This is a genomic window from Streptomyces sp. NPDC003034 (assembly GCF_053591375.1).
The window spans coordinates 125,932-152,604 of sequence record NZ_JBSFTS010000005.1; the positions used below are offsets into that span (position 1 = coordinate 125,932).

Below are 26,673 nucleotides of genomic sequence, written 5' to 3' on the forward strand. Positions count from 1 at the left end.
TCTCACGCCCGATCCGCGACGCGCTCGCCGAGCAGGCCTTGTGGCCGCACGAGGAGGACGACGATGAGGAGTACGAACGCCCAGACGTTGGACCAGGCTCCACCGCCGAGCTGCTGCATGCCGGGGATCTCTTCGATGTAGGCGATCGAGAGTGCTTCGGCGAGTCCGAGGACGACGCCGCCGACCATGGCGCCGTAGATGTTGCCGATGCCGCCGAGGACGGCTGCGGTGAAGGCCTTGAGGCCGAGGATGAAGCCCATTTCGAAGTTGATCTGGCCCTTGTCGACGCCGTAGGCGACGGCGGCGACGGCGGCGAACGCGGCACCGATGGCGAAGGCCATGACGATGATGCGGTCGGTGTTGATGCCCATCAGCTTCGCGGTGTCGGGGTCCTGTGCGGTGGCTTGCATGGCGCGGCCGCTGCGGCTCTTGGAGACGAAGACGCCGAGGGCGAGCATGCACAGGGGGGCGAGGATGAGGACGAAGGCGTCTGCGCGCTGGATCGCGAGGCTGTCGGTGATCTTGAAGGATGCGCCCGTGAATTCGGGGAAGCTGACTGCCTTCTTGGCGTCCGGGTAGAACTGCCAGACGAGTTGCTGGAGCGCGATCGAGAGGCCGATTGCGGTGATGAGGGGAGCGAGCCGGGGGGCGCTGCGCAGGGGGCGGTAGGCGAAGCGTTCGGCTGCGGTGGCTACGGCGACGGAGGCGAGTGCCCCTCCGATGATCATGATGGGTATCGCGATCAGCAGGGAGGTGCCGGTCGGGAGGAGGGCGTAGGCGCTGAGTGCGCCGAAGCCGCCGATCATGAATATCTCGCCGTGGGCGAAGTTGATGAGCTGGACGATGCCGTAGACCATGGTGTACCCGATGGCGATGAGGCCATAGAGAGCACCGAGGGCCAGGCCGTTGGCCAGCTGTTGCGGCAGTTCGTGCACCGCAGGGCCTCCGATGAGCGTGTCGGATAAGACTCCGCGCGAGGGCGCTGTTTGCGCCCTCGCGCGGCGTGGTTTAGGTGTTACGCGTGTTGCGGATGGTGCTGGGTGCTACGGGCTTACTCGTTGAAGGTGTCGCTCTTGACGTCGACCCACTTGCCGCCCTCGACCTTGTAGACGGTGAGCTGCTTGTTGGTGGTGTCGCCGTACTGGTCGAAGGCGACCTTGCCGGTGACGCCCTCGAAGGAGACCTTGCCGAGTGCCTCGACGACCTTGGCGCGGGCGTCGGCGGGGAGCTTGCCGCCGTTGGCGGCGGCGACGGCCTTGACGGCCTGGACCAGGGCCCAGCCGGCGTCGTAGGAGTAGCCACCGTAGGCGGCGTAGGGGTCCTTGTAGCCGGCGGCCTGGTAGTCCGCGATGAAGGTCTTCGCGGTGGGGAGCTTCTCGACCGGGAAGCCGATGGAGGTGGAGAGGTCGCCTTCGTTGGCCTCACCGGAGGCGCTGATGAAGGCGGGGTCCTGGATGCCGTCGCCGCCCATGAGGGGGACGTTGGCGCCGGTCTTCTTGATCTGGTCGGCGAGCAGGCCGCCCTCGGGGTACTGGCCGCCGAAGTAGACGGAGTCGGCGCCGGAGGACTTGACCTTGTCGGCGGTGGAGGAGAAGTCGGTCTCCTTCACGGTGACGTGGTCGGTGCCGACGACCTCGCCGCCGAGCTTCTTGAACTCGTCGGAGAAGATCGCGGCGAGGCCGGCGCCGTAGGTCTGCTTGTCGTCGACGACGAAGACCTTCTTCTTGCCGGCGTCCTTGAAGAGGTACTGGGCGGCGAACTTGCCCTGGACCACGTCTGTGGCGGCGGTGCGGAAGTAGGTCTCGAAGGGGCGCTTGAACTCGCCCTTGCCCCAGTTGTCGCCCTGGCTGAGCGCCGGGTTGGTGTTGGCGGGGGAGACCTGGGCCAGCTTGGCGGAGGCGAAGACGCCCTGCATCTGCTGGGCGACGCCGGAGTTCAGCGGGCCGACGACGCCGAGGACGTCCTTGTTGCCGACGAGCTTGGTGGCGTTGGCCTGGCCGGAGGCGGGGACGGCCTGGTCGTCGAGGGCCTCGACCTTGAACTCGATGCCCGGGACCTCGTTGTTCTTGTTGGCCGTCTTGGCCGCGAGGTCGACGGAGTTCTTGATGCCCTGTCCGAGCGCGGAGAGCGAACCGGTGAGGGGGGCGTCCACGCCGATGACGACGACGGTCTTCTTGCCGCCGCTGTTGTCGGTGGAGCCTCCGTCGCGCGATCCGCAAGCGGTGAGGGTCAGTGCTCCCGTGGTGATCACGGTGGTGAGGACGAGCAAAGAACGGTGTCGCACGATTCTTCCTTTCCCTGGCGCGGCCCCCTCTGTGGAGGTGCCGTTTGGTCGCCGGGCCGCACTGGGAGGTCCACGGCCGTGCTGATTCGCGCTCTGCGGCGCGGTGACTGGCCGTGACTCTAGGCCCGAGGTGGCGGAGCGGGGAGCGGGGAAAGAATGATGTGACGCTCTTGTTATGCCAAGGCCGAGAATGTGCGCTGGGAGTGTGGACAAATCGGGCGTTTTGCGACGTCAGAGAATGTCCGCATGGTGAGAATCGACTGCTCCTCTAAGGGGCTTGAGGCCTCCATGCACCTGTCTTTGATCAAATTCGGCCGAATGTGGCCGAGCGTGTCCGAAAAAATTCGACGGGTGGCATTTCCCCATGGAAAAAGAGGATTACGGATGGCGTTGGCGTGACGCAAAGTGACGGAAAGCGGTGATCCGCAGGGCCGCACCGAGCGCGCCCCGGGGGCGAAAGGGGCCTCGACCTGCGGTTCCTTCCCCGCGTCCCGGCGTCCCGGCTGACCGGTACGCGGACATCGCGCGCGGGATTCCGGTGACCCGGCTCACGTCGCGCGAGGCCCGGTCCCGGAGCTCGCGGTGGCGCCGCCGCGCTCCGCGCAGCGCTGCGCCGTGAACCGGTCGATCAGCTCAAGTGCCTTGTCCCGCCCGGCGGTTCGCTCTTCCGCGCGCCCGGCCGCGACGGCGTCCTCGTGGATCGCGTACTGCTCGTTGGACAACCCCTTCTGTTCCCAGTCCAGACCGGACCACTTGGTGCCCATGAGGGTCTCTTTCGCCCAGTAGGACACGAGAGTTGTGCAGATCTGTACGGGCGAGGACGGGGTGGGCGCGGGGGAGGAGCCGGCCGTGGCCGATGGGGCGGAGCGGGAGCATCCGGACAAGATCAGCGCGGCGAGGAGGGCGTGGGCGGCGCACCGGAGCGTGGTGCGTGGCGGGATCCCCATGAGGGGAAGGTAGGCGGTCACCATCGGTGACACAACAGAAGGACGCCGAAAAGTGTGCGGACTGGCCGATTCCGGTCGGCGGCCCGCGGACGGGTGCGTGCCCGGGTGGGATGGCGGACGGACGGACGGGAGCGGGCGGGCCCGAGCACGGGCACGACCCCCGGCAAGCGGCGCAGGCCCGCACCCCGCCGCGTGGGCGGGGTGCGGGCCTGCCGGGAGCTGTGACGTGACCGCGACGAGGGGCAGGGGCAGGGGCGCGGTCAGGCGGAGGCGGGGCCCTGCGCCGCCGGGCCGGCGGCGCGCAGCAGGCAGGTCAGCCGGGCGGTGCAGACCCGCCGGTCCTGCTCGTCGCTGATCACGATCTCGTAGGTGGCGGTGGAGCGGCCGCGGTGCACGGGGGTGGCGACGCCGGTGACGAGGCCGGAGCGGGCGCCCCGGTGGTGGGTGCAGTTCAGGTCCACCCCGACGGCGATCTTGGTGACGCCACCGTGCAGCATCGCGCCGATCGAGCCGAGGGTCTCGGCCAGGACGGCGGAGGCCCCGCCGTGCAGCAGCCCGTACGGCTGGGTGTTGCCCTCGACCGGCATGGTGCCCACCACCCGCTCGGCCGAGGCCTCCAGGATGCGGACGTCCATCCGCTCGCCGAGGTGTCCTGCCGAGAACAGCGCGGGCAGGTCGATGCCCAGGGCCGCGTACTCGTCGAGGACTTCCTGCGGGAACTTCACGGTCTGCTGCTCGCCCATGGGCCGGCTCCGTTCGTCAACGCTCGTTAACCATCTTGTCCTGAGGTCGTTCTATCAGGCCGGTTCGAAGCGCACGACGACGGACTTGCTCGCAGGGGTGTTGCTGGTGTCCGCGGTGGAGTCGAGCGGGACCAGCACATTGGTTTCCGGGTAGTACGCGGCGGCGCAGCCGCGGGCCGTGGGGTAGTGCACGACGCGGAAGCCGGGCGCGCGCCGCTCCACGCCGTCCTTCCACTCGCTGACCAGGTCGGTGTACGCGCCGTCGGCCAGCCCGAGTTCCGCCGCGTCCTCGGGGTTGACCATGACGACACGGCGGCCGCCGGTGATGCCGCGGTAGCGGTCGTCGAGGCCGTAGATCGTGGTGTTGTACTGGTCGTGGCTGCGCAGGGTCTGCAGGAGCAGCCGTCCCGCCGGAACCCGGGGGTACTCGACGGGCGCCGCGGTGAAGTTCGCCTTGCCGGTCTTGGTGGGGAAGCGGCGCTCGTCGCGCGGGGCGTGCGGCAGGGTGAAGCCGCCTGGGCGGGCGGCGCGGGCGTTGAAGTCCTCGAAGCCGGGGACCACGCGGGAGATCCGGTCGCGGATGGCCCCGTAGTCCTGCTCGAACTCCTCCCACGGCGTCTTCGATGCCTCGCCGAGGACCGCGCGGGCCATCCGGGCCACGATCGCGGGCTCGGAGAGCAGGTGGGGGCCGGCGGGGGTGAGGTTGCCGCGGGAGGCGTGGACCATTCCCATGGAGTCCTCGACGGTGACGAACCGCGCGGTCCGCTTCTTGCCCGGGGCCGCGGGCCCGAGGTCCTTGTCGGTACGGCCGAGGGTGGGCAGGATCAGGGCGCGCCGGCCGGTGACCGCGTGGGAGCGGTTGAGTTTGGTCGAGACGTGCACGGTCAGGGAGGCGCGGCGGATCGCGGCCTCGGTGACCTCGGTGTCGGGGGTCGCGCCGACGAAGTTGCCGCCCATGGCGAAGAGCACCTTGGCCCGGCCGTCGCGCAGGGCCTGGATGGAGCGGACCACGTCGAAGCCGTGGTGCCGGGGCGAGGTGATGCCGAATTCCTCGTCGAGGGCGTCGAGGAAGGCGGGTGCGGGCCGCTCGAAGATGCCCATCGTGCGGTCGCCCTGGACGTTGGAGTGGCCGCGGACGGGGCACACGCCGGCGCCGGGGCGGCCGATGGCGCCGCGCAGCAGGAGGAGGTTGACGACCTCGCGGATGGTGGCGACGGCGTGCTTGTGCTGGGTGAGGCCCATCGCCCAGCAGACGATGGTGCGCTCGGAGGCGAGGATCATGGCGAGGGCGCGCTCGATGTCGGGCCGGGTCAGGCCGGTGGCGGTGAGCGTCTCGTCCCAGTCGGCTTGGCGTGCTGCGGCGGCGAACTCCTCGTATCCGTGGGTGTGTTCGCGGATGAAAGCGTCGTCGGTGGCTCCGTCGCTCTCGATGACGAGCTTGTTGAGGAGGCGGAAGAGGGCCTGGTCGCCGCCGATGCGGATCTGCAGGAACAGGTCGTTCAGGGCGGTGCCCTTGATCATGCCGAGGGGGCGCTGGGGGTTCTTGAACCGCTCCATGCCGGCCTCGGGCAGCGGATTCACCGAGATGATCTTCGCGCCGGCGGACTTGGCCTGTTCCAGGGCCGAGAGCATGCGCGGGTGGTTGGTGCCCGGGTTCTGTCCCGCGACGATGATCAGGTCGGCCTGGTGGAGGTCTTCGAGGGAGACGCTGCCCTTGCCGACGCCGATCGTCTCGTTCAGTGCGGAGCCGGAGGACTCGTGGCACATGTTGGAGCAGTCGGGGAGGTTGTTGGTGCCGAACTCGCGGGCGAAGAGCTGGAAGAGGAACGCGGCCTCGTTGCTCGTACGGCCCGAGGTGTAGAAGAGGGCCTCATCGGGGGAGTCCAGTGCGGTCAGCTCCTCCGCGATGATCGCGAAGGCCCGCTCCCAGCTGATCGGCTCGTACCGCTCGGCGCCCTCGGAGGGGACCCCTCTTTCCAGGTACACGGGCTGGGTGATGCGCCCCTGCTGGCCGAGCCAGTAGCCGGAGCGGCCGGCCAGGTCCGCGAGCGGGTGGGCGGCGAAGAACGCGGGGGTCACCCGGCGCAGGGTGGCTTCCTCCGCGACGGCCTTGGCGCCGTTCTCGCAGAATTCGGCGGTGTGCCGCTTGTCTCCCTCGGGCCAGGCGCAGCCGGGGCAGTCGAAGCCGTCCTTCTGATTGACCTTGAGCAGGGTGCGGGCGGTGCGCGCCAGGCCCATCTGCTGCTGCGCGATCTTCAGGGTGTGCCCGATGGCGGGCAGCCCGGCGGCCGCGTGCTGCGGGGGCGCGACCTGCGGCGCGTCCTGTACCGGATCACCTGCGGGCGGCTTGGCGGCCATGGCGCTCCCCTTCGAGCTTCCGGTTCCAGCTTGCGGTTCGGGCTTGCGGTTCAGGCTTGCGGGCAGCGCGGCGGCGTTGCCGCGTGTCCGGTGCGTATCCGGCGCGTATCCGGCGTACACGTCCGATCCTGCCACGCGCCGCTGACATCGAGGACGGGGCGCCGGCATCGGGGGCCGGGCGACGGCCCGTCCGGGATTGTCGGTGCGGACGCCTAGGATCGGAGGCGTGGCAGAGACAGCATCGAAGAAGACCGACCAGACGACCGCAGCGGACCGCCCCCGCCTGATGCTCATGGACGGGCACTCCCTGGCGTACCGGGCGTTCTTCGCGCTGCCCGCGGAGAATTTCACGACCGCGACGGGCCAGCCGACCAACGCCATCTACGGCTTCGCGTCGATGCTGGCGAACACGCTGCGCGACGAGGCGCCCACGCATTTCGCGGTGGCGTTCGACGTGTCGCGCAAGACGTGGCGCTCGACGGAGTTCCCCGAGTACAAGGCGAACCGCTCCAAGACCCCCGACGAGTTCAAGGGGCAGGTCGAGCTGATCGGCGAGCTGCTCGACGCGATGCACGTGCCGCGGTTCGCGATCGACGGCTTCGAGGCCGATGACGTGATCGCCACGCTGGCGACGCAGGCGGAGGCGCTGGGCTTCGAGGTGCTGATCGTCACCGGCGACCGGGACTCCTTCCAGCTGGTCTCCGAGCACACCACCGTGCTGTATCCGACCAAGGGCGTCTCCGAGCTCACCCGGTTCACCCCGGAGAAGGTCGAGGAGAAGTACGGCCTCACCCCCCAGCAGTATCCGGACTTCGCGGCGCTGCGCGGCGACCCGTCCGACAACCTGCCCGGCATCCCGGGCGTCGGCGAGAAGACCGCCGCCAAGTGGATCACCCAGTTCGGGTCGTTCGCGCAGCTGGTGGAGCGCGCCGAGGAGGTCAAGGGCAAGGCCGGGCAGAACTTCCGGGACCACCTGGAGGCCGTGAAGCTCAACCGGGTCCTGACCGAGATGGTCAGGGACGTGGAGCTGCCCAAGACCCCGGCGGACCTCACGCGCCTGCCGTACGACCGGTCCGCCGTGACCGGGGTGCTGGACGTACTGGAGATCCGCAACACCTCGCTGCGCGAGCGGCTGCTGGCCGTGGACCCGGGCGCCGCCGCGGAGCAGGAGGCGCCGGCCCCGGCGCCCGGCGTGGAACTGGACGGCTCGGTCCTCGGCGCGGGTGAGCTCGCGCCGTGGCTGGAGGCGCACGGCGGCGGGCCGCTGGGCATCTCCACCGTGGACAGCTGGGCGCTGGGGCAGGGCAATGTCAGCGAGATCGGGCTGGCCGCGGCCGGGGGAGCGGCGGCCTGGTTCGATCCCTCCGAGCTGGACGAGGCCGACGAGCGGGCCTTCGCGGCCTGGGCCGCCGATCCGGCGAAGCCGAAGGTGGTGCACAACGCCAAGGGCCTGATGCGGGTCTTCCCGGAGCACGGCTGGAGCCTCGCGGGCGTCACCATGGACACCGCGCTCGCCGCCTACCTGGTCAAGCCGGGCCGCCGGTCCTTCGCGCTGGACGTGCTGTCCATGGAGTACCTGCACCGGGAGCTGGCTCCGGCCGCCGCCGACGGGCAGCTGGCCTTCGGCGCCGACGACACGGCCGAGGCGCAGGCGCTGATGGGGCAGGCCCGCGCGGTCCTGGACCTGGGCGAGGCCTTCACCGGGAAGCTCGCCGAGGTGGGCGCGGTCGAGCTGCTGCACGACATGGAGCTGCCGACGTCAGAGCTGCTCGCCCGCATGGAGCGGGCCGGCATCGCCGCCGACCGCGACCACCTGGAAGCCATGGAGCAGCAGTTCGCGGGAGCGGTGCAGCAGGCGGTGAAGGAGGCGCACGCGGCGGTCGGTCACGAGTTCAACCTCGGCTCGCCCAAGCAGCTCCAAGAGGTCTTCTTCGGTGAGCTGGACCTGCCGAAGACGAAGAAGACCAAGACCGGTTACACCACGGACGCGGACGCCCTGGCGTGGCTGGCCACGCAGACCGACCACGAGCTTCCGGTGATCATGCTGCGCCACCGTGAGCAGGCCAAGCTGCGCGTCACCGTCGAGGGCCTGGTCAAGACCATCGGCGCCGACGGCCGGGTGCACACCAGCTTCAGCCAGACCGTCGCCGCGACCGGACGCCTGTCGTCCACCGATCCGAACCTGCAGAACGTGCCGGTGCGCACGGACGAGGGCCGCGCCATCCGCCGCGGGTTCGTCGTCGGCGAGGGCTTCGAGTCGCTGATGACGGCCGACTACAGCCAGATCGAGCTGCGCGTCATGGCGCACCTCTCCGAGGACGAGGGCCTGATCGAGGCGTTCGCCACCGGCGAGGACCTGCACACCACGGTCGCCTCCCAGGTGTTCGGGGTGGAGCGGTCCGCGGTCGACCCCGAGATGCGGCGCAAGATCAAGGCCATGTCGTACGGGCTGGCGTACGGGCTCTCCGCCTTCGGTCTCGCCCAGCAGTTGAACATCGAGCCCGCCGAGGCACGCGGTCTGATGGAGACGTACTTCGAGCGGTTCGGCGGCGTGCGGGACTACCTGCGCCGCGTCGTGGACGAGGCCCGGGCGACCGGATACACGGCGACGATCTTCGGCCGGCGCCGGTACCTGCCCGACCTCAACAGCGACAACCGCCAGCGCCGGGAGTCCGCCGAGCGGATGGCGCTCAACGCCCCGATCCAGGGCACCGCGGCCGACATCGTCAAGGTCGCGATGCTCCGCGTGGACAAGGCGATCACCGAGGCGGGGCTGAAGTCGCGGATCCTGCTCCAGGTCCATGACGAAATCGTGCTGGAGATCGCCCCGGGCGAGCGGAAGCAGGTCGAGGAACTGGTGCGCCGCGAGATGGGCGCCGCCGTGGAACTGCGGGCCGCGCTGGACGTGTCCGTGGGCGTCGGCCCCGACTGGGAGTCCGCCGCGCACTGACCCGCGCAGCCGACTGCGCCCCCCGATCCGCGCACTGCCTACGCCGTGCCTGCGCTCTGATCCCGCGCAGGCACGGCTTGCGCGGATCGGGGCCCGTGCCGTGCCCCGGCTCTGCTTCGGAGCTCCTTTGACGACAGGAGCTACGCGGGGACGGGCGTGCGCGCGTCGTCGTCCTGCGCCGCGCCTCCGCCCCCGTCCTCGCCGTCCGGGCGCCGGCCGCGCCGGTGGCGCAGGCGTACGAGCACCCCGTACAGCAGGAGGGACACGGCGAGGCCGCCGCCCGCGCCGAAGCAGACGGTGGGGATGATGTCGAGCGGCGTCCGGATCCGGTCGAAGAACGTGAACCAGCGGATCACGCGCAGCGTGACCCCGGCCGCCACGCACACCAGGATCAGGACGGCGGCGCCCCAGAGTTCGGCGCGGCCGAGCACCGGCACGGACGCGGGGACGGGAGAGTCCGGCAGCCGCCGCAGGGCGGTTACCGTGAACCAGAGCAGCGCGCCCGCCGCGACCGCCGAACTGCCGTACTGGAGGTACGAGTAGAGCGGCAGGCCGAAGGCCAGGGGCCGCCCCAGATCGGGCAGCGCGTTCGTCCCCCAGCGGTCCAGGTGCGTGAAGCTGTCCCACACGAGGTGCGTCAGGGAGCCGGCGACCGCCGAGACGTAGAACCAGAGCGCGAGTGATGCCGGTCGGCGGGTACGCCAGTGCTCACCCCGGACGAAGGCGTGCACACGGCCCTGCCAGCCGCGCGGCAGGAGCGCGGTCAGAGGTTCGCGCAGCAGCAGCCAGCACGCCGCGAGGGCGGCCGTCAGGACCGCGTCGGCGGTGAGCACGCCCGGCAGCGAGTGCGTGAAGTCGCCGTACCGCATGAAGCCCGGAACGACGGCGTCCGCGAAGTACAAGGTGTCCGGCGCGAAGGAGCCGAGGACCAGCGCCGAGGCCACCAGCGGCCCCCGGGCCCGCCCGGTCCGGCGCAGGACCGGCAGTACGGCGGCCGCATGGCTGAGGGTGAACGGCATGGCACCTCGCGTTGATCTGAAACGGCCCGGAAGGCCCGAAAAGGGCCGAACGGTCCGCGTTCCGGACAGTATGCGTGAGCCGCCCAGGGCGCGGGGACGGGTGAACTCCGTCCTCCGGCCCGCGCCCCGTGCGTCGTCGCGAGTGAGGCCTGCGGCGCCCGGCGGCTCGCACATTCGGACGTCCCCCGCGCGAACGCGGTTCCGCCGCCCCGCTCTGCGCCCTGACGGCCACCTCGCAGGCTCCGGCCGCCGCCGGCCGCGCGGACCGGGGCGCCCGGGCTTCGGGGGCGGGTCCCGGGCAGGGGGTCGCCGGCGGCCGTCAAGTCGCGCGCGGAGCCCAGCCCGAGGGCCCAGGCCGTTCTCATCTCGGCCCCGCGTTGCTACGGTGCCTGCGCCCTGACGCCCTATCAGTTCCGGAGGCCGGTATGCGCGCGTTCGCCGCCGCCGTCGGCGGGCTCGTCCTCGCCGTGCTCCTCGTCCTCGCCGTCACGGCGCTCGGGGCGCCCGAGGGTGAGACCTCCCCCAAGCCCCTGCTCACCACCGCGCCCGCCGCGCCCGGAAAGTAGAGGAGGGCCCGGCGATGCGACGCACAGCGAGCCTTGTCCTGCTGGCCCTAGCCGTCTTCTGCGCAGCCCTCGCCCCGCTGCTGCGCTGGTACGCGTACCCCCGCCTCGCCCAGATTCCGGCCGGCCAGTACCAGGAGATGGTCCTTGAGGCCAAGGACGCGACCCTCATCGACTACCACGACGGCATGAAGCCCAAAAAAGTCGACAAGGTGACGATCGTCCAGACCCTCAAGGGCAACGTGGAAGCCTCGCGGGAGATCGAGGCGAGCGCGGGCAAGGACGTCGTCGTCTGGGACACGCTGTCGCACATCATCGGCCCCGACGGGAAGATGGTCTCTCAGATCCCCGAGCGCTACATCTTCGACGCGCACACCCAGGATCCGGTGCACGCCACCGGAGAGATGGTCGACGGGGATCCGGTCAAGCGCGAGGGCATCGAGTTCAAGTGGCCGTTCTTCACCGATCCGCGCGACTACCTCTACTTCGACGCGCAGACCCGTACGGCGTCGCCGATCCACTTCGTCGGCTCGCGGAAGTTCCGCGGCATGGACGTCTACTACTTCGAGCAGACCATTCCGTGGACCAAGGTCGCCATGCCGAAGAAGATGCCGATCGAGGGCATCGACCCGGCGACGATCGAAGAGACCACCGGCACCAGCCTCTGGTACACGGCCAAGGTGATGTTCTGGGTCGACCCGGTGACCGGTGCGCCCGTCAACGCCGAGCAGGACATCCGGCAGGAGATGCGCGGCGGCATCGCGGCGAGCGGACCTGACGGCAAGCTCACCGCCTTCGCCGGGCACGTGAAGATGCGCGAGGACTACAGCAGGTACACGCTCGACCTGGTCAAGTCGAACCGTACGAAGGTCCTCGCGCTGCACACGTACGCGCCGGCCGGCCTGGCGGCCGGCGGCCTCGCGCTGCTCGCCCTGTCGCTGTGGCTGGAGGCCCGCGGCCGGCGCGTACGCGAGGAACCCGCGGAACGCGTACGGGAGGAACCCGGGCAACGCGGACGCCACGAACCCGGGGACGGGGTCAGCGCCTGAGCCGGGCGTTCGTGTGGCGGGTGGGCTCCGCGGTCGCCGGGTCCTCGGGCCACGGGTGCTTGGGGTAGCGGCCCCGCAGTTCGGCCCGTACGGCGCGGTAGCCGCCCTGCCAGAAGGAGGCGAGGTCGGCGGTGACGGCAGCGGGGCGCCCGGCGGGCGACAACAGGTGCACGAGCACCGGTACGCCGGCCACCCGCGGAGTCTCCGCCAGCCCGAACAACTCCTGGAGTTTCACGGCGAGCACGGGCTGTCCGGCCGAGTAGTCCACCCGGATCCGGGAGCCGCTCGGGACCGGGAGCCGTTCCGGAGCCAACTCGTCCAGCCGGCCCGCCTCCCCGGTGGCCCACGGCAGCAGCCGGTTCAGGGCCTGCCCGGCATCGATCCGCCCGAGGTCGGCGCGGCGCCGGGCCCGGGACAGTTCCGGCTCCAGCCAGTCGTCGGCCCGCTCCAGCAGCGCGCCGTCGTCCTCCACGTCGGGCCAGCCGCCGCCGAGCGTCCGGTGCAGGAACCGCAGCCGGGCCCGCAGCGCCAGCGCGTCCTGGGACCAGCGCAGCAGGCCCAGGCCCTCGGCGCGGAGCCCGTCGAGCAGGGCCGCCCGCACCCGCCGCGGGTCGGGGTCGCGCAGCGGCCGCACGGCCAGCTCGATCGCCCCGAGGCGCTGTGCCGAACGCGCGAGGACCTCCCCGCCCTCCCAGCGCACCTCTGCGCCCTCCGTCCGCAGGTGGGCGGCGGCGGCCAGGGCGGTCTCCTCGTCCAGTACGGCGGCCAGCCGGACCCGCGCGGAGGCCGCGTGCGGGGCCCGGTCGGCGACGGCGACGGCCAGCCAGGGCGCGCTGCGCAGCCGCGACCCTTCGCCGAGCTCGGCCCCGGTTCCGGAGGCCATGAGGAAGGCTCCGTCGCCCTTGGCCTTCGCCACCCGCTCGGGGAAGGCGAGCGCGGCGACGAGACCGGCGGCGGCGTCATCGGGGACGGCATCCGCACCGGGGCCGCGGCCCCGGCCGGGCGCCTCGAACGCCGGCGCGGCCCGATCTCGGCCGGCGCCGTCCGCCTGGCGCCGCCTTCCCCGCAGGGCGGTGCCGGCTTCGCCCGGGTCAGGGGTGCCTACTTCGCCCGGGGCAGCGGTGCGGGCGGCCGGGGGCGCGGCCCCGGTTCCGGGAAGGGGCGGGGCGGGGGAGAGCCCCGCCGGGTCCTGCGCGGCGCGCTCCAGGCGCCGGACCTCCGCGCGCCAGCGCGCCGCGTAGCCGTCGGCGCCCCGGCGGGCCGTGCGCCACGCCGCGGCCAGGTCGTCGCCGTACTCCCGCGGCGGCTCCTCGCTGAGCAGGGCCACCACCTCCGCCGCCGGCCGCGCCCCCAGCGTCCGCGCGCCGTCCAGGAGGGCGCGCGCCAGCCGGGGGTGGAGGCCCAGGCGGGACATCGCGAGCCCGCGCGGGGTGGGCCGTCCCGCCGCGTCCACCGCCCCCACCGCGACCAGTACCTCCCGCGCCGCCGCCATCGCACCGGCCGGCGGCGGGTCCAGCAGTGCCAGGCCGGCCGCGTCCGGGTCGCCCCAGCAGGCGGCCTGGAGGGCGAACTGCGCCAGGTCGGCGATGCGGATCTCCGGTGCGGGGAACGCGGGCAGGCGGCCGTCCTCGGCCTCCGTCCAGCACCGGTACACCGTGCCCGGCGCCTCCCGCCCCGCCCGGCCCGCCCGCTGGCGCCCGGCCGCGCGGGAGGCCCGTACGGTCGCCAGCGCGCCCAGGCCCCGCGCGTGGTCGACGCGCGGCTCGCGGGCCAGCCCGGAATCCACCACCACGCGTACGCCGGGCACGGTCAGGCTCGACTCGGCCACCGCCGTCGCCAGGATCACCCGCCGGTGGTCCGCCGGCGTCAGCACGGCGTCCTGCACGGCCGCCGGGGCCCGGCCGTGGATCTGGAGCACCTCCGCGTCCACGTCGCCCAGCTGCCCGGCGACGCGGGCGATCTCCCCGACACCGGGGAGGAAGCACAGGACGTCGCCGGAACGTTCCGCCAGCGCCCGCCGCACCACCGAGGCCACGTGCGCCAGCTGCGCAGGATCCACCCGCAGGCCGTGGGGCGGCCGGACCGGCCTGGCCGGAGGAGCCCAGACGGTCTCCACCGGATACGAGACGCCCGCGGCCTCCACGACCGGCGCACCGCCGGGACGGCCCAGGCCGCCCGGACCGCCGTGCCAGCCCTGGCCGAGCACCCGGGACCATCCGGCCGCGTCGGTCGTCGCCGAAGCCGCGACGAGGCGCAGCTCCGGCCGCAGGGTCTCGCGTACGTCCAGGAGGAAGGCGGCGACCGTATCGGCGTCCAGGTGCCGCTCGTGGCACTCGTCCAGGACGACGACATCGACGCCGGACAGCTCCTGGTCGCGTTGCAGGCGCTGCAGCAGAACCCCGGTGGTGACCACCTCCACCGCGGTCCGCGCCCCCACCACCCGCTCGCCCCGGACCGTGAAGCCGATCGAGGCGCCGACCTGCTCGCCCAGCAGCCAGGCCATCCGGCGGGCGGCGGCCCGGGCGGCGATCCGCCGGGGCTCGGCGACCACGACCCGGCGGCGGGGTCCGTCCCCCACCAGTCCCGCCAGCACCAGCGGCACCAGCGTGGTCTTGCCGGTGCCGGGCGGGGCGCAGAGCACCGCGGTGCCGTGGCCGTCGAGCGCCGAGACGAGCGCCGGCAGGGCCTCCCGTACCGCAAGGGCGTCGAGCTCGCGGTGGCGGATCACGTCGGTTCCTCCGCCCGGCCCCCGGCCGGGAGGGCCGTCTCGCTCCGCTCGCAGACGAAGATCGCCGTGCCGGGGATCAGGTTGCCGCGCAGCGGGGACCAGCCGCCCCACTCCTGGCTGTTCCATTCGGGCCACTCCGGCTCGACCAGGTCGACCAGGCGGAAGCCGCCCGCCACCACGTCGCGGATCCGGTCGCCGAGCGTGCGGTGGTGCTCGACGTACACGGCGCGCCCCTGCTCGTCCTGCTCGACGTACGGGGTCCGGTCGAAGTAGGAGGCGGCCACGGTGAGCCCCTCGGGACCGGGCTCGTCCGGGAAGGCCCACCGGATGGGGTGGGTGACCGAGAAGACCCAGCGGCCGCCCGGGCGCAGGACGCGGTGCACCTCGCGCATGACGTTCACCGGGTCGGCTACGAAGGGGACGGCGCCGTAGGCGGAGCAGGCGAGGTCGAAGGAGCCGTCGCGGAAGGGCAGCCTGCCAGCGTCCGCCTCGACCAGGGGCACGTCGTCGCCGATGCGCAGGGCGTGCTGGAGCTGGCGGTGGGAGAGGTCGAGGGCGACCGGGCGGGCGCCCCGCGCCGCCAGCCAGCGCGAGCACTGCGCGGCGCCGGCGCCGATCTCCAGGACGTCCTTGCCCTTCAGGGAGGCGGCGGGGCCGAGCAGGGCCGCGTCCGCCTCGTCCAGCCCTTCCGGCCCCCACACGAAGCGGTCGTCGCCGAGGAAGGGGCCGTGCTCGCTCTGGTACTCGTCGGCGTTGCGGTCCCACCAGCCCCGGCTGGCGCGGCTGCTCTCCGCTTCCCCCGCCTCCCGGCGCGTGGCCTCGGCGTCGTCCTCGGGGCCGACACCGGCCCCGTAGGCGTCCTGGGGGGCGTAGTCCTCTTGGTTCATGGGGCCCGTCGTCGTAGTCTGCGAATGGTCGGCGCGTGTCGGCCGGTGTCTGTGGAACAGACGGAGAAGGGCCATCAGGGCCTTCCCGCCTACGAATTGTGCCGGTTATCCGGCGATCTGCCCGGCGTGCGGGCCTTCGCGCATTGACCCTGTCCGGCTGCCCCCGTATGCTACAAGTTGCGCTGCGAGCCTGTGCTCCTCAGACCTAGCAGGCTGCGCTTGCATCTGTTGATGTCCCCTCGGTTTTCGAGGCCCTCCGCGCTGCGCGGAATGGGGGTCTCCTTGGCTGTCCGGCTTCGGTGGATGCCGATAAGGGCTCCGGCGTAGCAGTACCTACGACTTTCTGTCCGTAACCGGAGCCCTTTCCCACATGACGAGCAGCACCGAGACCACCGCCACCACTCCGCAGGTTGCGGTCAACGACATCGGCGACGCGGACGCGTTCCTCGCGGCGATCGACGAGACGATCAAGTACTTCAACGATGGCGACATCGTCGACGGCGTCATCGTCAAGGTTGACCGGGACGAGGTTCTCCTCGACATCGGTTACAAGACCGAAGGTGTCATCCCGAGCCGCGAGCTCTCGATCAAGCACGACGTCGACCCGAACGAGGTCGTCAAGGTCGGTGACGAGATCGAGGCCCTGGTCCTCCAGAAGGAGGACAAGGAAGGCCGCCTGATCCTCTCGAAGAAGCGCGCTCAGTACGAGCGTGCCTGGGGCACCATCGAGAAGATCAAGGAAGAAGACGGCATCGTCACCGGTACCGTCATCGAGGTCGTCAAGGGTGGTCTCATCCTCGACATCGGCCTCCGCGGCTTCCTGCCGGCCTCTCTCGTCGAGATGCGTCGTGTCCGCGACCTCCAGCCCTACGTGGGCAAGGAGCTCGAGGCGAAGATCATCGAGCTGGACAAGAACCGCAACAACGTGGTCCTGTCCCGCCGCGCCTGGCTCGAGCAGACCCAGTCCGAGGTTCGCCAGACGTTCCTCACCACCCTGCAGAAGGGTCAGGTCCGCTCCGGCGTCGTTTCCTCGATCGTCAACTTCGGTGCCTTCGTGGACCTGGGTGGCGTCGACGGTCTCGTCCACGTCTCCGAGCTGTCCTGGAAGCACATCGACCACCCGTCCGAGGTTGTCGAGGTCGGCCAGGAAGTCACCGTCGAGGTCCTCGACGTGGACATGGACCGCGAGCGCGTCTCCCTGTCGCTGAAGGCGACGCAGGAAGACCCGTGGCAGCAGTTCGCCCGGACGCACCAGATCGGTCAGGTCGTCCCGGGTAAGGTCACCAAGCTGGTTCCGTTCGGCGCGTTCGTCCGCGTGGACGAGGGCATCGAGGGTCTGGTCCACATCTCCGAGCTGGCCGAGCGCCACGTGGAGATCCCGGAGCAGGTCGTCCAGGTCAACGACGAGATCTTCGTCAAGGTCATCGACATCGACCTTGAGCGTCGCCGGATCTCGCTGTCGCTGAAGCAGGCCAACGAGTCCTTCGGTACCGACCCGGCGTCGGTCGAGTTCGACCCGACCCTGTACGGCATGGCCGCGTCTTACGACGACCAGGGGAACTACATCTACCCCGAGGGCTTCGACCCCGAGACCAACGACTGGCTCGAGGGCTTCGAGAAGCAGCGCGAGGCCTGGGAGGCCCAGTACGCCGAGGCGCAGCAGCGCTTCGAGCAGCACCAGGCCCAGGTCATCAAGAGCCGCGAGGCCGACGAGGCCGCTGCTGCCGAGGGTGCTGCCGCCCCGGCCGCCGCGAGCAACGCCGGTGCGGGCATCTCGGGTGGTTCCTACTCCTCGGAGTCGGACGAGACCTCCGGCGCCCTGGCTTCGGACGAGGCCCTGGCCGCGCTCCGCGAGAAGCTGGCCGGCGGCCAGAGCTGATCGCAGCGCGCATCACACTCCGGTGTGAGCTGAGCTGAGCTGAAAACGGTAAGGCCCGTCCCCTCAGGGGGGCGGGCCTTACCGCGTTGTGGATGCACGCGTTCCGGTGAATGCGGCCAACTGGGGAATGGTCAGGCCCCCTTGGACGTTCTGTGCAGAGAACGCGGCGAGGAGGAGTGGTGACTGTGCTTGATCCACAAGGTTTGTACGAATGGGATGCCAAGGGCCTGGCGGTGGCGGACCTGGCCCTTGCCCAGGACTCGGCCGGGCTGGTCATGCTCTACCACTTCGAGGGGTACATAGACGCCGGTGAGGCAGGGGAGCAGATCGTCGAGCGGCTCCTCGACACCCTGCCCCACCAAGTCGTCGCCCGGTTCGACGCGGACCGGCTGGTGGACTACCGGGCCCGCCGGCCGCTGCTGACCTTCCAGCGCGACCACTGGAGCGAGTTCGAAGAGCCCCGGCTGGAGGTGCGCCTCGTCCAGGACGCCACCGGTGCGCCGTTCCTGCTGCTGTCGGGCCCCGAGCCCGATGTGGAATGGGAGCGCTTCGCCGTTGCCGTCCGGCAGATCGTCGAGCGCCTCGGGGTCCGGCTCTCCGTCAACTTCCACGGCATCCCGATGGGTGTCCCGCACACCCGGCCCGTCGGCATCACCCCGCACGGCAACCGGACGGACCTGATGCCCGGCCACCGCAGCCCCTTCGAAGAGGCGCAGGTGCCCGGCAGCGCGGAGTCCTTGGTGGAGTTCCGCCTCGGCCAGGCAGGGCACGACGTGCTGGGTGTCGCCGCGCACGTACCGCACTACGTCGCGCGCTCGCCGTACCCGGACGCCGCGCTGACGGTGCTGGAAGCGATCACGGCGGCGACCGGGCTGGTCCTGCCGGCGGTGGCGCACGGGCTGCGCACCGAGGCACACCGCACGCAGACGGAGATCGACCGGCAGATCCGGGAGGGCGATGAGGAACTCGTCGCCCTGGTACAGGGCCTGGAGCACCAGTACGACGCGGCGGCCGGGGCCGAGACCCGGGGCAACATGATGGCCGAGCCGGCGGAGATCCCGTCGGCGGAGGAGATCGGCCGCGAGTTCGAGCGCTTCCTCGCGGAGCGCGAGGGCGAAGGCTGACGCCGGACGGCCCGGGTGGCGGAGTCGTATGCGGGGCCCGGCGCCGGGGGCCGTCGTACGGGCGCCCGGCGTCGGCCACGGGGACCCGACTAAGCTGCGAGCCATGCTGAAAGTGGGCCTGACGGGCGGAATCGGAGCCGGCAAGAGCGAGGTCTCGCGGCTGCTGGCGGGGTACGGGGCGGTCATCGTGGACGCCGACCGGATCGCGCGGGAGGTCGTCGCCCCCGGCACGCCCGGGCTCGCGGCAGTCGTGGCGGCCTTCGGGGAGTCGGTGCTGACCGCCGACGGGGACCTGGACCGGCAGAAACTGGGGTCGATCGTCTTCGCCGACCCGGAGCTGCTCCGGCGTCTGAACGCGATCGTGCACCCGCTGGTCGGGGCGCGGTCGGCCGAGCTGGAAGTCGCCGCGGGGCCGGACGCGATCGTGGTGCACGACGTACCCCTGCTCGCCGAGAACGGCCTCGCCTCGTTGTACGACCTGGTGGTCGTGGTGGACGCGGCGCCGAAGACGCAGCTCGCCCGGCTGACCGCCCTGCGCGGCATGACCGAGGAGGAGGCGCGGGCCCGGATGGCCGCCCAGGCCACGCGGGCGCAGCGGCTGGCGGTGGCCACGCTCGTGATCGACAACGACGGGCCGCTGGAGGCGCTGGAGCCGCAGGTGCGCAAGGTGTGGGAGGAACTCACCGTGCGGGCGCGGCTCCAGGAGCGGACCGCGGGAGACGCGGGCGGCGGCTGCGGGGCCTGACGTGCCCACGGAAATAGCGGCCGGGGCGGGGGGCGTTGAACAGGCCTGGAGAGGGAAGGAAGAGAACGTGTCCGACATTACGCCGCAGCCTTCGTCGTCATCGCCTTCGCCGTCGGGTTCCGCGAGTCCGGAGACGCACGTCATCGACTACCGGGCCGCCGAGCACCTGCTCGCCGCCCGCGACCCGCGGGGCGCGGTCAAACTGCTCGACTCGGTGATAGCGGCCCACCCGGAGAACACGGCGGCCCGGCTGCTGCGCGCCCGCGCCTTCTTCGCGGCCGCCCAGCTGCGACCCGCGGCGCTGGAGTTCGAGCTCGTACTGGAGCGGGAGCCGGACAACGCCTTCGCCCACTTCGCGCTGGCCCGTACCCATGAGCGCTCGGGGCGGCCCGAGCAGGCGCGCAAGCACTTCCGGCTGGCCGCTGCGCTCGACCCGCAGCCGGAGTACCTGCAGGCGGCCCGCTTCGAGGCCTGACCCGGACCGGCCGGCCAGAGCCGAACCGGCGGCCTGGCCTGGCCCGGGCTCGACGGCTCCGGCGCCCGGTCACCGCGCCCCGGGTGGCTCGTACGGAGGGACGTCGCGACCGGGCTGGTAGTGCGGCCCCTGATGGATGTGGCGGACCACCACGGCCAGGTCCACGACGGCCAGTACCGCGACCACCGCGCAGGCGGCCGCCCACCCCGGACGGTCGGCCAGGACGAAGGCGGTCGCCCCCGCCGAGGCCCAGATCAGACCCCACAGACTCAGCCAGAACCGCAGCCGCAGCGGACTGCGGGCGGTGACCGGCTCGTTTCCGGAACGCATGACCATCGCCTCGCACGCTTGCTTCAGCTCCGTCGCATGCCTCACGTCCATGGTGGCACCGGCACGGCCCCACCGGGGAGGCGGCGGCGAGACGGCTCAGGGGTTCACGAGTTCAGCTTGTGCACGGCCCGGGTCGTCGTCTTCTTGAAGCCGGCGACCGGGGCGTGGCTCAGGTCGCCCATCTGGCGTCCCCGTCGCCGGCCCTCGTCCGGGCCCATCCCCGGTGTCCATCTCGACGTATCCCCAGGTCAGCGGCGTTGTCAGTGGCCGCACCTAGACTCGTGGCAGAAGAAATCCGCATCGGTCGGGAAACGGTCGGGAAGCGGTCGGGAAAGGGGGGAAGCAGTGACAACGCACCTACAGCACCAGCACCGGCACCAGGATCAGCGACACCCGCAGCACCAGCCGTCGCAGTCGCCGCTGCGGGCAGACGCCACGGCTCTGCTGCGCCACGCCGCCGTCTTCCTGCCCGCGGCCGTGCCGAGGGAGGGGCGGGTCGCCTTCTGGTCGCCCGAGGGGGACGTCCTGCCCGAGGTGGGGACACCGGGATCGCTGACGGTCGTGCGCCCCCACGGTGACGGGGTCCGCAGCCGGAGCGTGCCCGCCGTGACCCTGTCCGTCACCGCCGCCCTGCCGCTCTTCGCCCAGGCGCCCCGCAGCCCTGCCGCGCATCCCGCCACCCGGGCCTGGGGCACCGCCGCCGTGCAGGCGCTCACCTTGGTCGCCCGTGGCCGACTGCTCCCCGGGATCACACCCGACGGCGTCGACGCCTGGCGGGCGGGACCGCTGGACGCCGCGGATGTGGATCATCTCCGCGCGGTCGCCTCCGCGATGCCGCACGAGGGGTATGCGACCCCCCTCCCGGGGCGCCGTCCGCTGCGGCTGCCCCAACCGGAGGCGCTGGTCCGCTCGTTCCTCGACGCCGTCGCGGACAGCCTGCCCCGTACCCCGGCCGCGCCCGTCGCCGCCGGACTGCCCTTCGCCGCGCGGGAGCCGCAGCGGGTGTCCGGGATGGGGGAGTGGGCCGCGCAGGTGGCGGCCGGAGCCGACACCGGCGTGGGCATCTCGCTCCGGCTCGACCTGTCCTCCTCGCGCCTCTTCGACGAGGCCGAGGAGGACGACGGTCTCCGGCGGGCGGGGGCCGCCGTCGTACAGGTGCACAGCCTCGCCGACCCGACGCTGATCACCGATGCGGGGCCGCTGTGGGCCGGCGCCGCAGGAGCCGGCTTCGGTCCCCGGGCCCGGATCGATGCCGTGCTCGCGCTGCGTCGGGCCGCCCGGACCTGGCCGCCGCTGCTGCGCCTGCTCGACCAGCCCGCGCCGGACGTCCTTGCCCTCTCGGACCCGGAGCTCGAAGACCTGCTGGGCGTGGCCGCCACCCGCCTCGCGGAGGCAGGGGTCCCGGTCCACTGGCCGCGCGAGCTGGCCCGGACCCTGTCGGCGACCGCCGTCATACGGTCCACCGCGCCGGGGTCCGCCACCGACGGCACCGCCTTCTTCGACGCGGAGCACCTCTTCGCCTTCTCCTGGGAGCTGGCGCTCGGCGGTGACCGGCTCACCCCGGGGGAGATGGACGCGCTCGCGCAGGCCCACCGGCCCGTGGTGCGGCTGCGCGACCAGTGGGTGCGGGTCGATCCGGAGCTGGTGCGCAAGGCTCGCAAGCGGGAGCTGGGCCTGCTGGACCCGGTGGCAGCGCTGGCCACCGTACTGTCGGGGACGGCGGAGATCGACGGGGAAGCGGTCGAGGCGGTTCCGGTGGGGGCGCTGGCAGCGCTGCGCGAGCGGCTGACGGGCGAGCTCGCCCCGCTTCCGCAGCCCGCCGGGCTCAAGGCCACCCTGCGCGACTACCAGGCGCGCGGCCTGGCCTGGCTGGACCTGATGACCTCGCTCGGCCTCGGCGGCTGCCTCGCCGACGACATGGGCCTGGGCAAGACCGTCACGCTGATCGCGCTGCACCTGCACCGGGACCGCCCCGAGCCGACGCTCGTGGTCTGTCCGGCGTCGCTGCTGGGCAACTGGCAGCGGGAGATCGAGAAGTTCGCCCCCGGCACGCCCGTGCGCCGCTTCCACGGCGGCAGCCGCAGCCTCGACGGCCTGGCGGGCGGCTTCGTACTCACCACGTACGGGACGATGCGTGCCAGCGCCCCCCAACTGGCCGGGCAGCGCTGGGGCATGGTCGTCGCCGATGAGGCGCAGCACGTCAAGAACCCGCATTCGGCGACGGCGAAGGCGCTGCGCACCGTACCGGCGCCCGCCCGGGTGGCCCTGACCGGGACCCCGGTGGAGAACAACCTCTCCGAGCTGTGGGCCCTGCTCGACTGGACGACGCCCGGGCTGCTCGGCCCGCTCACCGCCTTCCGCGCCCGCCACGCCCGCCCCGTGGAGCACCAGCAGGAGGAGGACGGCGGAAATGAGGCGGCCGTGGCCCGACTGGCCGCTCTCGTACGGCCGTTCCTGCTGCGGCGCAAGAAGTCCGACCCCGGCATCGCACCGGAGCTGCCGCCGAAGACGGAGACGGACCACCCGGTCGCCCTGACCCGCGAACAGGTCTCGCTCTACCGGGCCGCGGTGGACGAGGCGATGGCGGTGATCGAGGCGAGCGAGGGCATCGAGCGGCGCGGCATGATCATGAAGCTGCTGGCCTCGCTCAAGCAGATCTGCAACCACCCGGCGCAGTATCTGAAAGAGCAGGAGGTGAAGGGAGGGCAGCTGCGCATCGCGCACCGCTCGGGCAAACTCGCCCTGCTGGACGAGCTCCTCGACACGATCCTGGCCGAGGGCGGCTCGGTGCTCGTCTTCACCCAGTACGTGACGATGGCCCGCATCATCGAGCGGCACTTGACCGACCGCGGGATCTCCCACCAGCTCCTGCACGGCGGGACGCCGGTGCCCCGCCGCGAGGAACTGGTGGACCGCTTCCAGGCGGGCGAGGTCCCCGTCTTCCTGCTGTCCCTGAAGGCGGCGGGCACCGGGCTGAATCTGACCCGGGCCGGCCATGTCATCCACTTCGACCGCTGGTGGAACCCGGCCGTCGAGGAGCAGGCCACCGACCGCGCCTACCGGATCGGCCAGACCCAGCCCGTCCAGGTGCACCGGATCATCGCCGAAGGCACCGTGGAGGACCGGATCGCCGAGATGCTGGAGGCCAAGCGGGCCCTGGCCGATGCCGTCCTCGGCTCCGGCGAGTCGGCGCTCACCGAGCTGACCGACCGCGAGCTGGCCGACCTCGTATCGCTCCGGAGGCCCGCATGATCACCGCGCGGGACGACCGCCGCCGCACCTTCGAGACCGTGCCCCCCGGGGTGGAGGCGGCGAGCTGGTGGGGCCGGGCCTGGGTGGCGGCGCTGGAAGAGGCCTCCCACGATGCGGGCCGTCTGGCCCGGGGCCGTGCGTACGCCGCCGAGGGCCACGTCGATGCCGTCACCGTCACCCCGGGCAGGATCGTGGCGTACGTCCGGGGCAGCCGGGCCCGCCCGTACCGCACCGAGCTGGTCCTGCCCGCCTTCGAGGACTCCGAGTGGAGCGAGCTCCTGGAGGCGACGGCGGCCGATCCCGCGGCGCTCGCCGCGCTCCTGGAGCGGGAGGTCCCGCAGAGCCTCGCGGGGACGATCCTGCCCGGCGTGGGCGAGCTCGTCGCGCACTGCTCCTGCCCGGACTTCGGGCGTCCGCCGTGCAAGCACGCGGCCGCCCTCTGCTACCGGGCGGCCCGCCTCCTCGACGAGGACCCGCTCGTCCTGCTGCTCCTGCGCGGCCGGGGAGAGCGCGAGCTCCTCGAAGAGCTCGCCCGCCGCAATGCCGCCCACGCCGCCCGCGAACAGCCCGACACCGCACCCGACTTCCCGGGCGTCCCGGCCCGCGAGGCGCTCGCCCGAACCAGTCTGCCGCTGCTGCCCGCCCCGCTCGCCGCGCCCGCCGCCGCGGGGCTCCCGCCCAGCTACCCGGCCGATCCCGCCGCCCCCGACCCGCTGGCCCTGGACCAGCTCGCCTCCGACGCCGCCGCCCGCGCCCTCGCCCTTCTCACCACCGCCGAGGACCCCATCGCCGGGCTGTCCCTGTGGCAGGACGCCGTCCGGCTGGCCTCCGCGCACGCCACCGCGGGCCTCACCGGGGCGGCCCGCACCCTCTACCGGGATCTGGCGCGCGCCACCGGCCGCACCACCACCGACCTCGCCCGCGCCGCCGCGGCCTGGCGCCAGGGCGGCCGGGCCGCGCTCGCCGCTCTGGAGGAGCCCTGGGACCCTCCCGCAGGCCCCTTCGACCGGGCCCGCCCGGCGCTCCTCGCGGCGTCCCAGGGCTCCTTCCGCCCCGACCGCAACCGCCTCACGGCGAGCACCCGCCAACTGCGCCTGGGCCGCGACGCCCTCTGGTACGCCTACGAATCCCGCCCGGGCGATGACGACTGGTGGCCGGCGGGCCGCCCCTCCACCGACCCGGTCACCGCTCTGCGGCACTGATCCCGGTGGCCCAGCGGGCCAGGGTGTCGAAGTCGCGCTCGCGCAGGCCGTGGCGCGGGTGGATGCGCAGCAGGAGCGCCGGGGCCGGGTGGTGGGTGGCGATCCAGGCGCGGTCGCGGGCATTGATCATGTCGTCCACCCAGGCGAAGGGGCGGCCCGCCGCCCACTCCACGAGGGCGCGGGTCTTCCAGGAGAGTCCTTCGGGGTCGTGGGCGAAGAGTTCCGGCCATTCGATGACAGGAAGATCACCGGGAAGTCCTATGTGCGGGGCGATCATCGTGTTGGCCTGGTGCATCCAGGTCGTGGCCCAGGCGAGCTCGAAGGGCAGGGCTCCCAACCGGGCGCCGTGCGCGGGGTGGAGGCGGACCCGCAGGCCTCGCCGAGCGCTCCGGGAACCGGGGGCGCGGCGGGACATCCAGATGGCCGGACGCATCCGGTGACTGGTGTAACCGTGCAGGCCGGCGAGGGTGGACCGGAAGGGGTTGAGGGGGCCGTCCACGTCAAGCAGGAGCAGTGGGAGCCGTGAGCGGTCAGTCATGAAATAGGCAGTACCCAGTACACGATGGAGTGAAATGCCTACCGGGCCTATAACCCGAATGGGTTCAGCGCGTTGTCTCCGGTGCGGGTGCAACACCCGTGAACTCCTCCGGAAGGCGGGAAAACTGATGCGTCACAGTCGTCGGAATGGCTTGATCGCGGCGGTCGTTGCGGGAGGTGGGCTGGCGGTCGCCGGTGTCGGCGGATTCGCCTACGCCGACGCGGAGGCGGGCGCAGTGGCCGCGGGCTCGCCGGGGCTGCTCTCGGGGAATCTGGTGCAACTGCCCGTGCACTCCCCGGTCAATGTGTGCGGCAACACCGTGAACGTGGTCGGTCTGCTGAACCCGGCGGCCGGGAACCGCTGTGCCAACGAGGCGCCGGGCGGTGGCGGCAAGCCGGGCCACAAGTCCTCGCAGTCGTCGGGGCAGCCGTCGTCGCAGTCTTCGAAGCAGGGCGGGGGCAACGGCGGGGGAGCCGTGGCCGAAGGACGCGGAAAGGATTCGCCCGGGCTGCTGTCCGGCAACGGTCTCCAGCTCCCCATCGACGTGCCCGTCAATGTCAGCGGGAACGCGGTGAGCGTCGTCGGGGTCGGCAACAGCTCCAGCGGCAACACCTCCGTCAACGGCCCCGCGCCCAGCGTCGCCAAGCCGACGCAGCCCCCCGCCGTCGGGCAGCCGGTGGCCCCGACGCTCCCGCCGACGCCGCCGCGGCACACCTCGGCCCTCGCGGAGACCGGCGCCGACGGCCTCGGCTACCTCCTGCCCGGCGGCGGAGCGCTGATGCTCGGCGGTGTGCTGCTCTACCGCCGGTTCCGCCTGAACTAGGCCTCTTCCGTGCTGGCATGACGCGCCATTCGGTCCCCAGGGGTGTGGGCTGGAAGAGGGTCGGAGACCGGCCGCGCACGTGCGGGGATGGGGATGGGGATGTTAGCTTCCTTCCCGTGGTGGAGCACCAGGACGAGACCAGGGCGGCCTACGACGGGATCGTCGAGCTGTACGCGTCGCTGTTCGCCGACCGGCTGGAGGGGCAGCCGTTCGCGCGGGCCATGATCGGCACCTTCGCCGAGCTGGTGCGCGGGACGGGGAACCTGCGGGCAGCCGACGTCGGGTGCGGGCCCGGACATCTGACGGCCATGCTGCACGATCTGGGGCTGGACGCCTTCGGGCTCGACCTCTCCCCGGCCATGGTCGACCACGCCCGGCGGGCCCATCCGGCGCTGCGGTTCGACGAGGCGCGGATGGAGGCCCTCCCCGTCGAGGACGGCGCCCTCGGTGGCGTGCTGGCCCATTACTCGATGATCCACACTCCGCCCGCGGAACTGCCCGACCTACTCGCCGAGCAGGCGCGTGTCCTGGCGCCTGGGGGCCTGCTCCTGGCCTCCTTCTTCGCGACCGAGGGACCGGAGCCGGTCCGCTTCGACCACAAGGTGACGCCCGCCTATAGCTGGCCGGTGGACCGGCTCGCCGAGCTGCTGGCCGGGGCCGGGCTCGTCCCCTTCGCCCGGCTGCTCCACGACCCGGCCTCCGCACGCGGCTTCCTCGACGCCCACTTGCTGGCCCGCCTGCCCCAGCACATGCCTGTGGCGGGCGGGGCGGAGTAGA

21 protein-coding genes are annotated in these 26,673 nt (G+C 72.2%); 11 read left to right on the forward strand and 10 right to left on the reverse strand.

The features are described from left to right. Positions 1–2: 2 nt before the first annotated feature. From ACWDX7_RS08405 to ACWDX7_RS08425, 5 genes are all read right to left on the reverse strand, one after another. The gene (locus ACWDX7_RS08405) at positions 3–935 is read right to left on the reverse strand and encodes a branched-chain amino acid ABC transporter permease (RefSeq protein ID WP_451492216.1); all 933 of its coding nucleotides are present in this window, start codon (positions 933–935) and stop codon (positions 3–5) included. A gap of 116 nt (positions 936–1,051) precedes the next feature. Next, entirely contained in the window at positions 1,052–2,284 is a 1,233-nt protein-coding gene (locus tag ACWDX7_RS08410; RefSeq protein WP_451492215.1) for a branched-chain amino acid ABC transporter substrate-binding protein, read from the reverse strand. Between the two features lie 548 nt (positions 2,285–2,832). Continuing rightward, a complete protein-coding gene (locus ACWDX7_RS08415) occupies positions 2,833–3,231 on the reverse strand; it encodes a hypothetical protein (RefSeq protein WP_451492214.1) in 399 nt (132 codons plus the stop codon). 260 nt (positions 3,232–3,491) lie between these two features. Next, positions 3,492–3,974 (reverse strand): PaaI family thioesterase, encoded by a 483-nt coding sequence (locus ACWDX7_RS08420; RefSeq protein WP_451492213.1) that lies wholly within the window; start codon positions 3,972–3,974, stop codon positions 3,492–3,494. 54 nt (positions 3,975–4,028) lie between these two features. After that, positions 4,029–6,332, reverse strand: coding sequence for an FdhF/YdeP family oxidoreductase (locus ACWDX7_RS08425; RefSeq protein WP_451492212.1), 2,304 nt, complete (start codon positions 6,330–6,332; stop codon positions 4,029–4,031). Positions 6,333–6,558: 226 nt separating this feature from the next. Between ACWDX7_RS08425 and polA the strand changes: the two genes are divergently transcribed. Continuing rightward, the gene (gene polA, locus ACWDX7_RS08430) at positions 6,559–9,282 is read left to right on the forward strand and encodes a DNA polymerase I (protein ID WP_451492211.1); all 2,724 of its coding nucleotides are present in this window, start codon (positions 6,559–6,561) and stop codon (positions 9,280–9,282) included. A gap of 140 nt (positions 9,283–9,422) precedes the next feature. On the opposite strand, the gene ACWDX7_RS08435 is transcribed toward polA, so the two are convergent. Then, positions 9,423–10,301 carry a DUF4184 family protein gene (locus ACWDX7_RS08435; protein ID WP_451492210.1) on the reverse strand — a complete coding sequence of 293 codons (879 nt, stop codon included), beginning with the start codon at positions 10,299–10,301 and terminating at the stop codon, positions 9,423–9,425. A 425-nt stretch (positions 10,302–10,726) separates the two neighbouring features. On the opposite strand from ACWDX7_RS08435, the gene ACWDX7_RS08440 reads away from it, so the two are divergent. Beyond that, positions 10,727–10,867: an SPW_0924 family protein gene (locus ACWDX7_RS08440; protein ID WP_451492209.1), complete on the forward strand. Its 141-nt coding sequence runs from the start codon at positions 10,727–10,729 to the stop codon at positions 10,865–10,867. 14 nt (positions 10,868–10,881) lie between these two features. Then, entirely contained in the window at positions 10,882–11,913 is a 1,032-nt protein-coding gene (locus tag ACWDX7_RS08445; RefSeq protein WP_451492208.1) for a DUF3068 domain-containing protein, read from the forward strand. On the opposite strand, the gene ACWDX7_RS08450 is transcribed toward ACWDX7_RS08445, so the two are convergent. Beyond that, complete coding sequence (locus tag ACWDX7_RS08450) at positions 11,903–14,641, reverse strand: ATP-dependent RNA helicase (RefSeq protein WP_451492207.1); 2,739 nt, start codon at positions 14,639–14,641, stop codon at positions 11,903–11,905. The genes ACWDX7_RS08445 and ACWDX7_RS08450 overlap by 11 nt on opposite strands. Beyond that, a complete protein-coding gene (locus tag ACWDX7_RS08455; protein ID WP_451492206.1) occupies positions 14,638–15,528 on the reverse strand; it encodes a class I SAM-dependent methyltransferase in 891 nt (296 codons plus the stop codon). Before ACWDX7_RS08455 ends, ACWDX7_RS08450 begins: the two co-directional genes overlap by 4 nt. A 370-nt stretch (positions 15,529–15,898) precedes the next feature. Between ACWDX7_RS08455 and rpsA the strand changes: the two genes are divergently transcribed. The 4 genes from rpsA (at position 15,899) to ACWDX7_RS08475 (ending at position 19,751) form a co-directional block, all read left to right on the forward strand. Next, positions 15,899–17,407 carry a 30S ribosomal protein S1 gene (gene rpsA / locus ACWDX7_RS08460; RefSeq protein WP_451492205.1) on the forward strand — a complete coding sequence of 503 codons (1,509 nt, stop codon included), beginning with the start codon at positions 15,899–15,901 and terminating at the stop codon, positions 17,405–17,407. 185 nt (positions 17,408–17,592) lie between these two features. Next, positions 17,593–18,531 carry a PAC2 family protein gene (locus ACWDX7_RS08465; protein WP_451492236.1) on the forward strand — a complete coding sequence of 313 codons (939 nt, stop codon included), beginning with the start codon at positions 17,593–17,595 and terminating at the stop codon, positions 18,529–18,531. Between the two features lie 103 nt (positions 18,532–18,634). Next, positions 18,635–19,276, forward strand: a complete 642-nt coding sequence (coaE, locus tag ACWDX7_RS08470) for a dephospho-CoA kinase (protein WP_451492204.1) — start codon at positions 18,635–18,637, stop codon at positions 19,274–19,276. Between the two features lie 67 nt (positions 19,277–19,343). After that, on the forward strand, positions 19,344–19,751 hold the full coding sequence (locus ACWDX7_RS08475) for a tetratricopeptide repeat protein (RefSeq protein ID WP_451492203.1): 408 nt from the start codon (positions 19,344–19,346) through the stop codon (positions 19,749–19,751). A gap of 69 nt (positions 19,752–19,820) precedes the next feature. Here ACWDX7_RS08475 and ACWDX7_RS08480 read toward each other — a convergent pair whose 3' ends face one another. Further along, positions 19,821–20,081, reverse strand: a complete 261-nt coding sequence (locus ACWDX7_RS08480; RefSeq protein ID WP_451492202.1) for a DUF6343 family protein — start codon at positions 20,079–20,081, stop codon at positions 19,821–19,823. Positions 20,082–20,501: 420 nt separating this feature from the next. Between ACWDX7_RS08480 and ACWDX7_RS08485 the strand changes: the two genes are divergently transcribed. Both ACWDX7_RS08485 and ACWDX7_RS08490 read left to right on the forward strand, forming a co-directional pair. Next, entirely contained in the window at positions 20,502–23,333 is a 2,832-nt protein-coding gene (locus ACWDX7_RS08485) for a DEAD/DEAH box helicase (protein WP_451492235.1), read from the forward strand. Then, complete coding sequence (locus ACWDX7_RS08490) at positions 23,330–24,535, forward strand: SWIM zinc finger family protein (protein WP_451492201.1); 1,206 nt, start codon at positions 23,330–23,332, stop codon at positions 24,533–24,535. Before ACWDX7_RS08485 ends, ACWDX7_RS08490 begins: the two co-directional genes overlap by 4 nt. Here ACWDX7_RS08490 and ACWDX7_RS08495 read toward each other — a convergent pair. Next, positions 24,516–25,073 (reverse strand): hypothetical protein, encoded by a 558-nt coding sequence (locus ACWDX7_RS08495; protein ID WP_451492200.1) that lies wholly within the window; start codon positions 25,071–25,073, stop codon positions 24,516–24,518. The two genes, ACWDX7_RS08490 and ACWDX7_RS08495, sit on opposite strands and share 20 nt — an antisense overlap. Positions 25,074–25,200: 127 nt before the next feature. Between ACWDX7_RS08495 and ACWDX7_RS08500 the strand changes: the two genes are divergently transcribed. Continuing rightward, on the forward strand, positions 25,201–25,896 hold the full coding sequence (locus ACWDX7_RS08500; protein ID WP_451492199.1) for a chaplin: 696 nt from the start codon (positions 25,201–25,203) through the stop codon (positions 25,894–25,896). 116 nt (positions 25,897–26,012) lie between these two features. Beyond that, entirely contained in the window at positions 26,013–26,672 is a 660-nt protein-coding gene (locus ACWDX7_RS08505; protein WP_451492198.1) for a class I SAM-dependent methyltransferase, read from the forward strand. Position 26,673: the final 1 nt, after the last annotated feature.

Excerpts from the sequence above, each read along its gene's own strand:
- ACWDX7_RS08445 (WP_451492208.1), top strand. The coding sequence starts at position 10,882 with ATGCGACGCACAGCGAGCCTTGTCCTGCTGGCCCTAGCCGTCTTCTGC.
- ACWDX7_RS08420 (WP_451492213.1), bottom strand. The coding sequence starts at position 3,974 with ATGGGCGAGCAGCAGACCGTGAAGTTCCCGCAGGAAGTCCTCGACGAG.
- ACWDX7_RS08415 (WP_451492214.1), bottom strand. The coding sequence starts at position 3,231 with ATGGGGATCCCGCCACGCACCACGCTCCGGTGCGCCGCCCACGCCCTC.
- ACWDX7_RS08455 (WP_451492206.1), bottom strand. The coding sequence starts at position 15,528 with ATGAACCAAGAGGACTACGCCCCCCAGGACGCCTACGGGGCCGGTGTC.
- coaE (WP_451492204.1), top strand. The coding sequence starts at position 18,635 with ATGCTGAAAGTGGGCCTGACGGGCGGAATCGGAGCCGGCAAGAGCGAG.
- ACWDX7_RS08435 (WP_451492210.1), bottom strand. The coding sequence starts at position 10,301 with ATGCCGTTCACCCTCAGCCATGCGGCCGCCGTACTGCCGGTCCTGCGC.
- ACWDX7_RS08480 (WP_451492202.1), bottom strand. The coding sequence starts at position 20,081 with ATGCGTTCCGGAAACGAGCCGGTCACCGCCCGCAGTCCGCTGCGGCTG.
- ACWDX7_RS08425 (WP_451492212.1), bottom strand. The coding sequence starts at position 6,332 with ATGGCCGCCAAGCCGCCCGCAGGTGATCCGGTACAGGACGCGCCGCAG.
- ACWDX7_RS08490 (WP_451492201.1), top strand. The coding sequence starts at position 23,330 with ATGATCACCGCGCGGGACGACCGCCGCCGCACCTTCGAGACCGTGCCC.
- rpsA (WP_451492205.1), top strand. The coding sequence starts at position 15,899 with ATGACGAGCAGCACCGAGACCACCGCCACCACTCCGCAGGTTGCGGTC.
- ACWDX7_RS08440 (WP_451492209.1), top strand. The coding sequence starts at position 10,727 with ATGCGCGCGTTCGCCGCCGCCGTCGGCGGGCTCGTCCTCGCCGTGCTC.
- ACWDX7_RS08495 (WP_451492200.1), bottom strand. The coding sequence starts at position 25,073 with ATGACTGACCGCTCACGGCTCCCACTGCTCCTGCTTGACGTGGACGGC.
- ACWDX7_RS08500 (WP_451492199.1), top strand. The coding sequence starts at position 25,201 with ATGCGTCACAGTCGTCGGAATGGCTTGATCGCGGCGGTCGTTGCGGGA.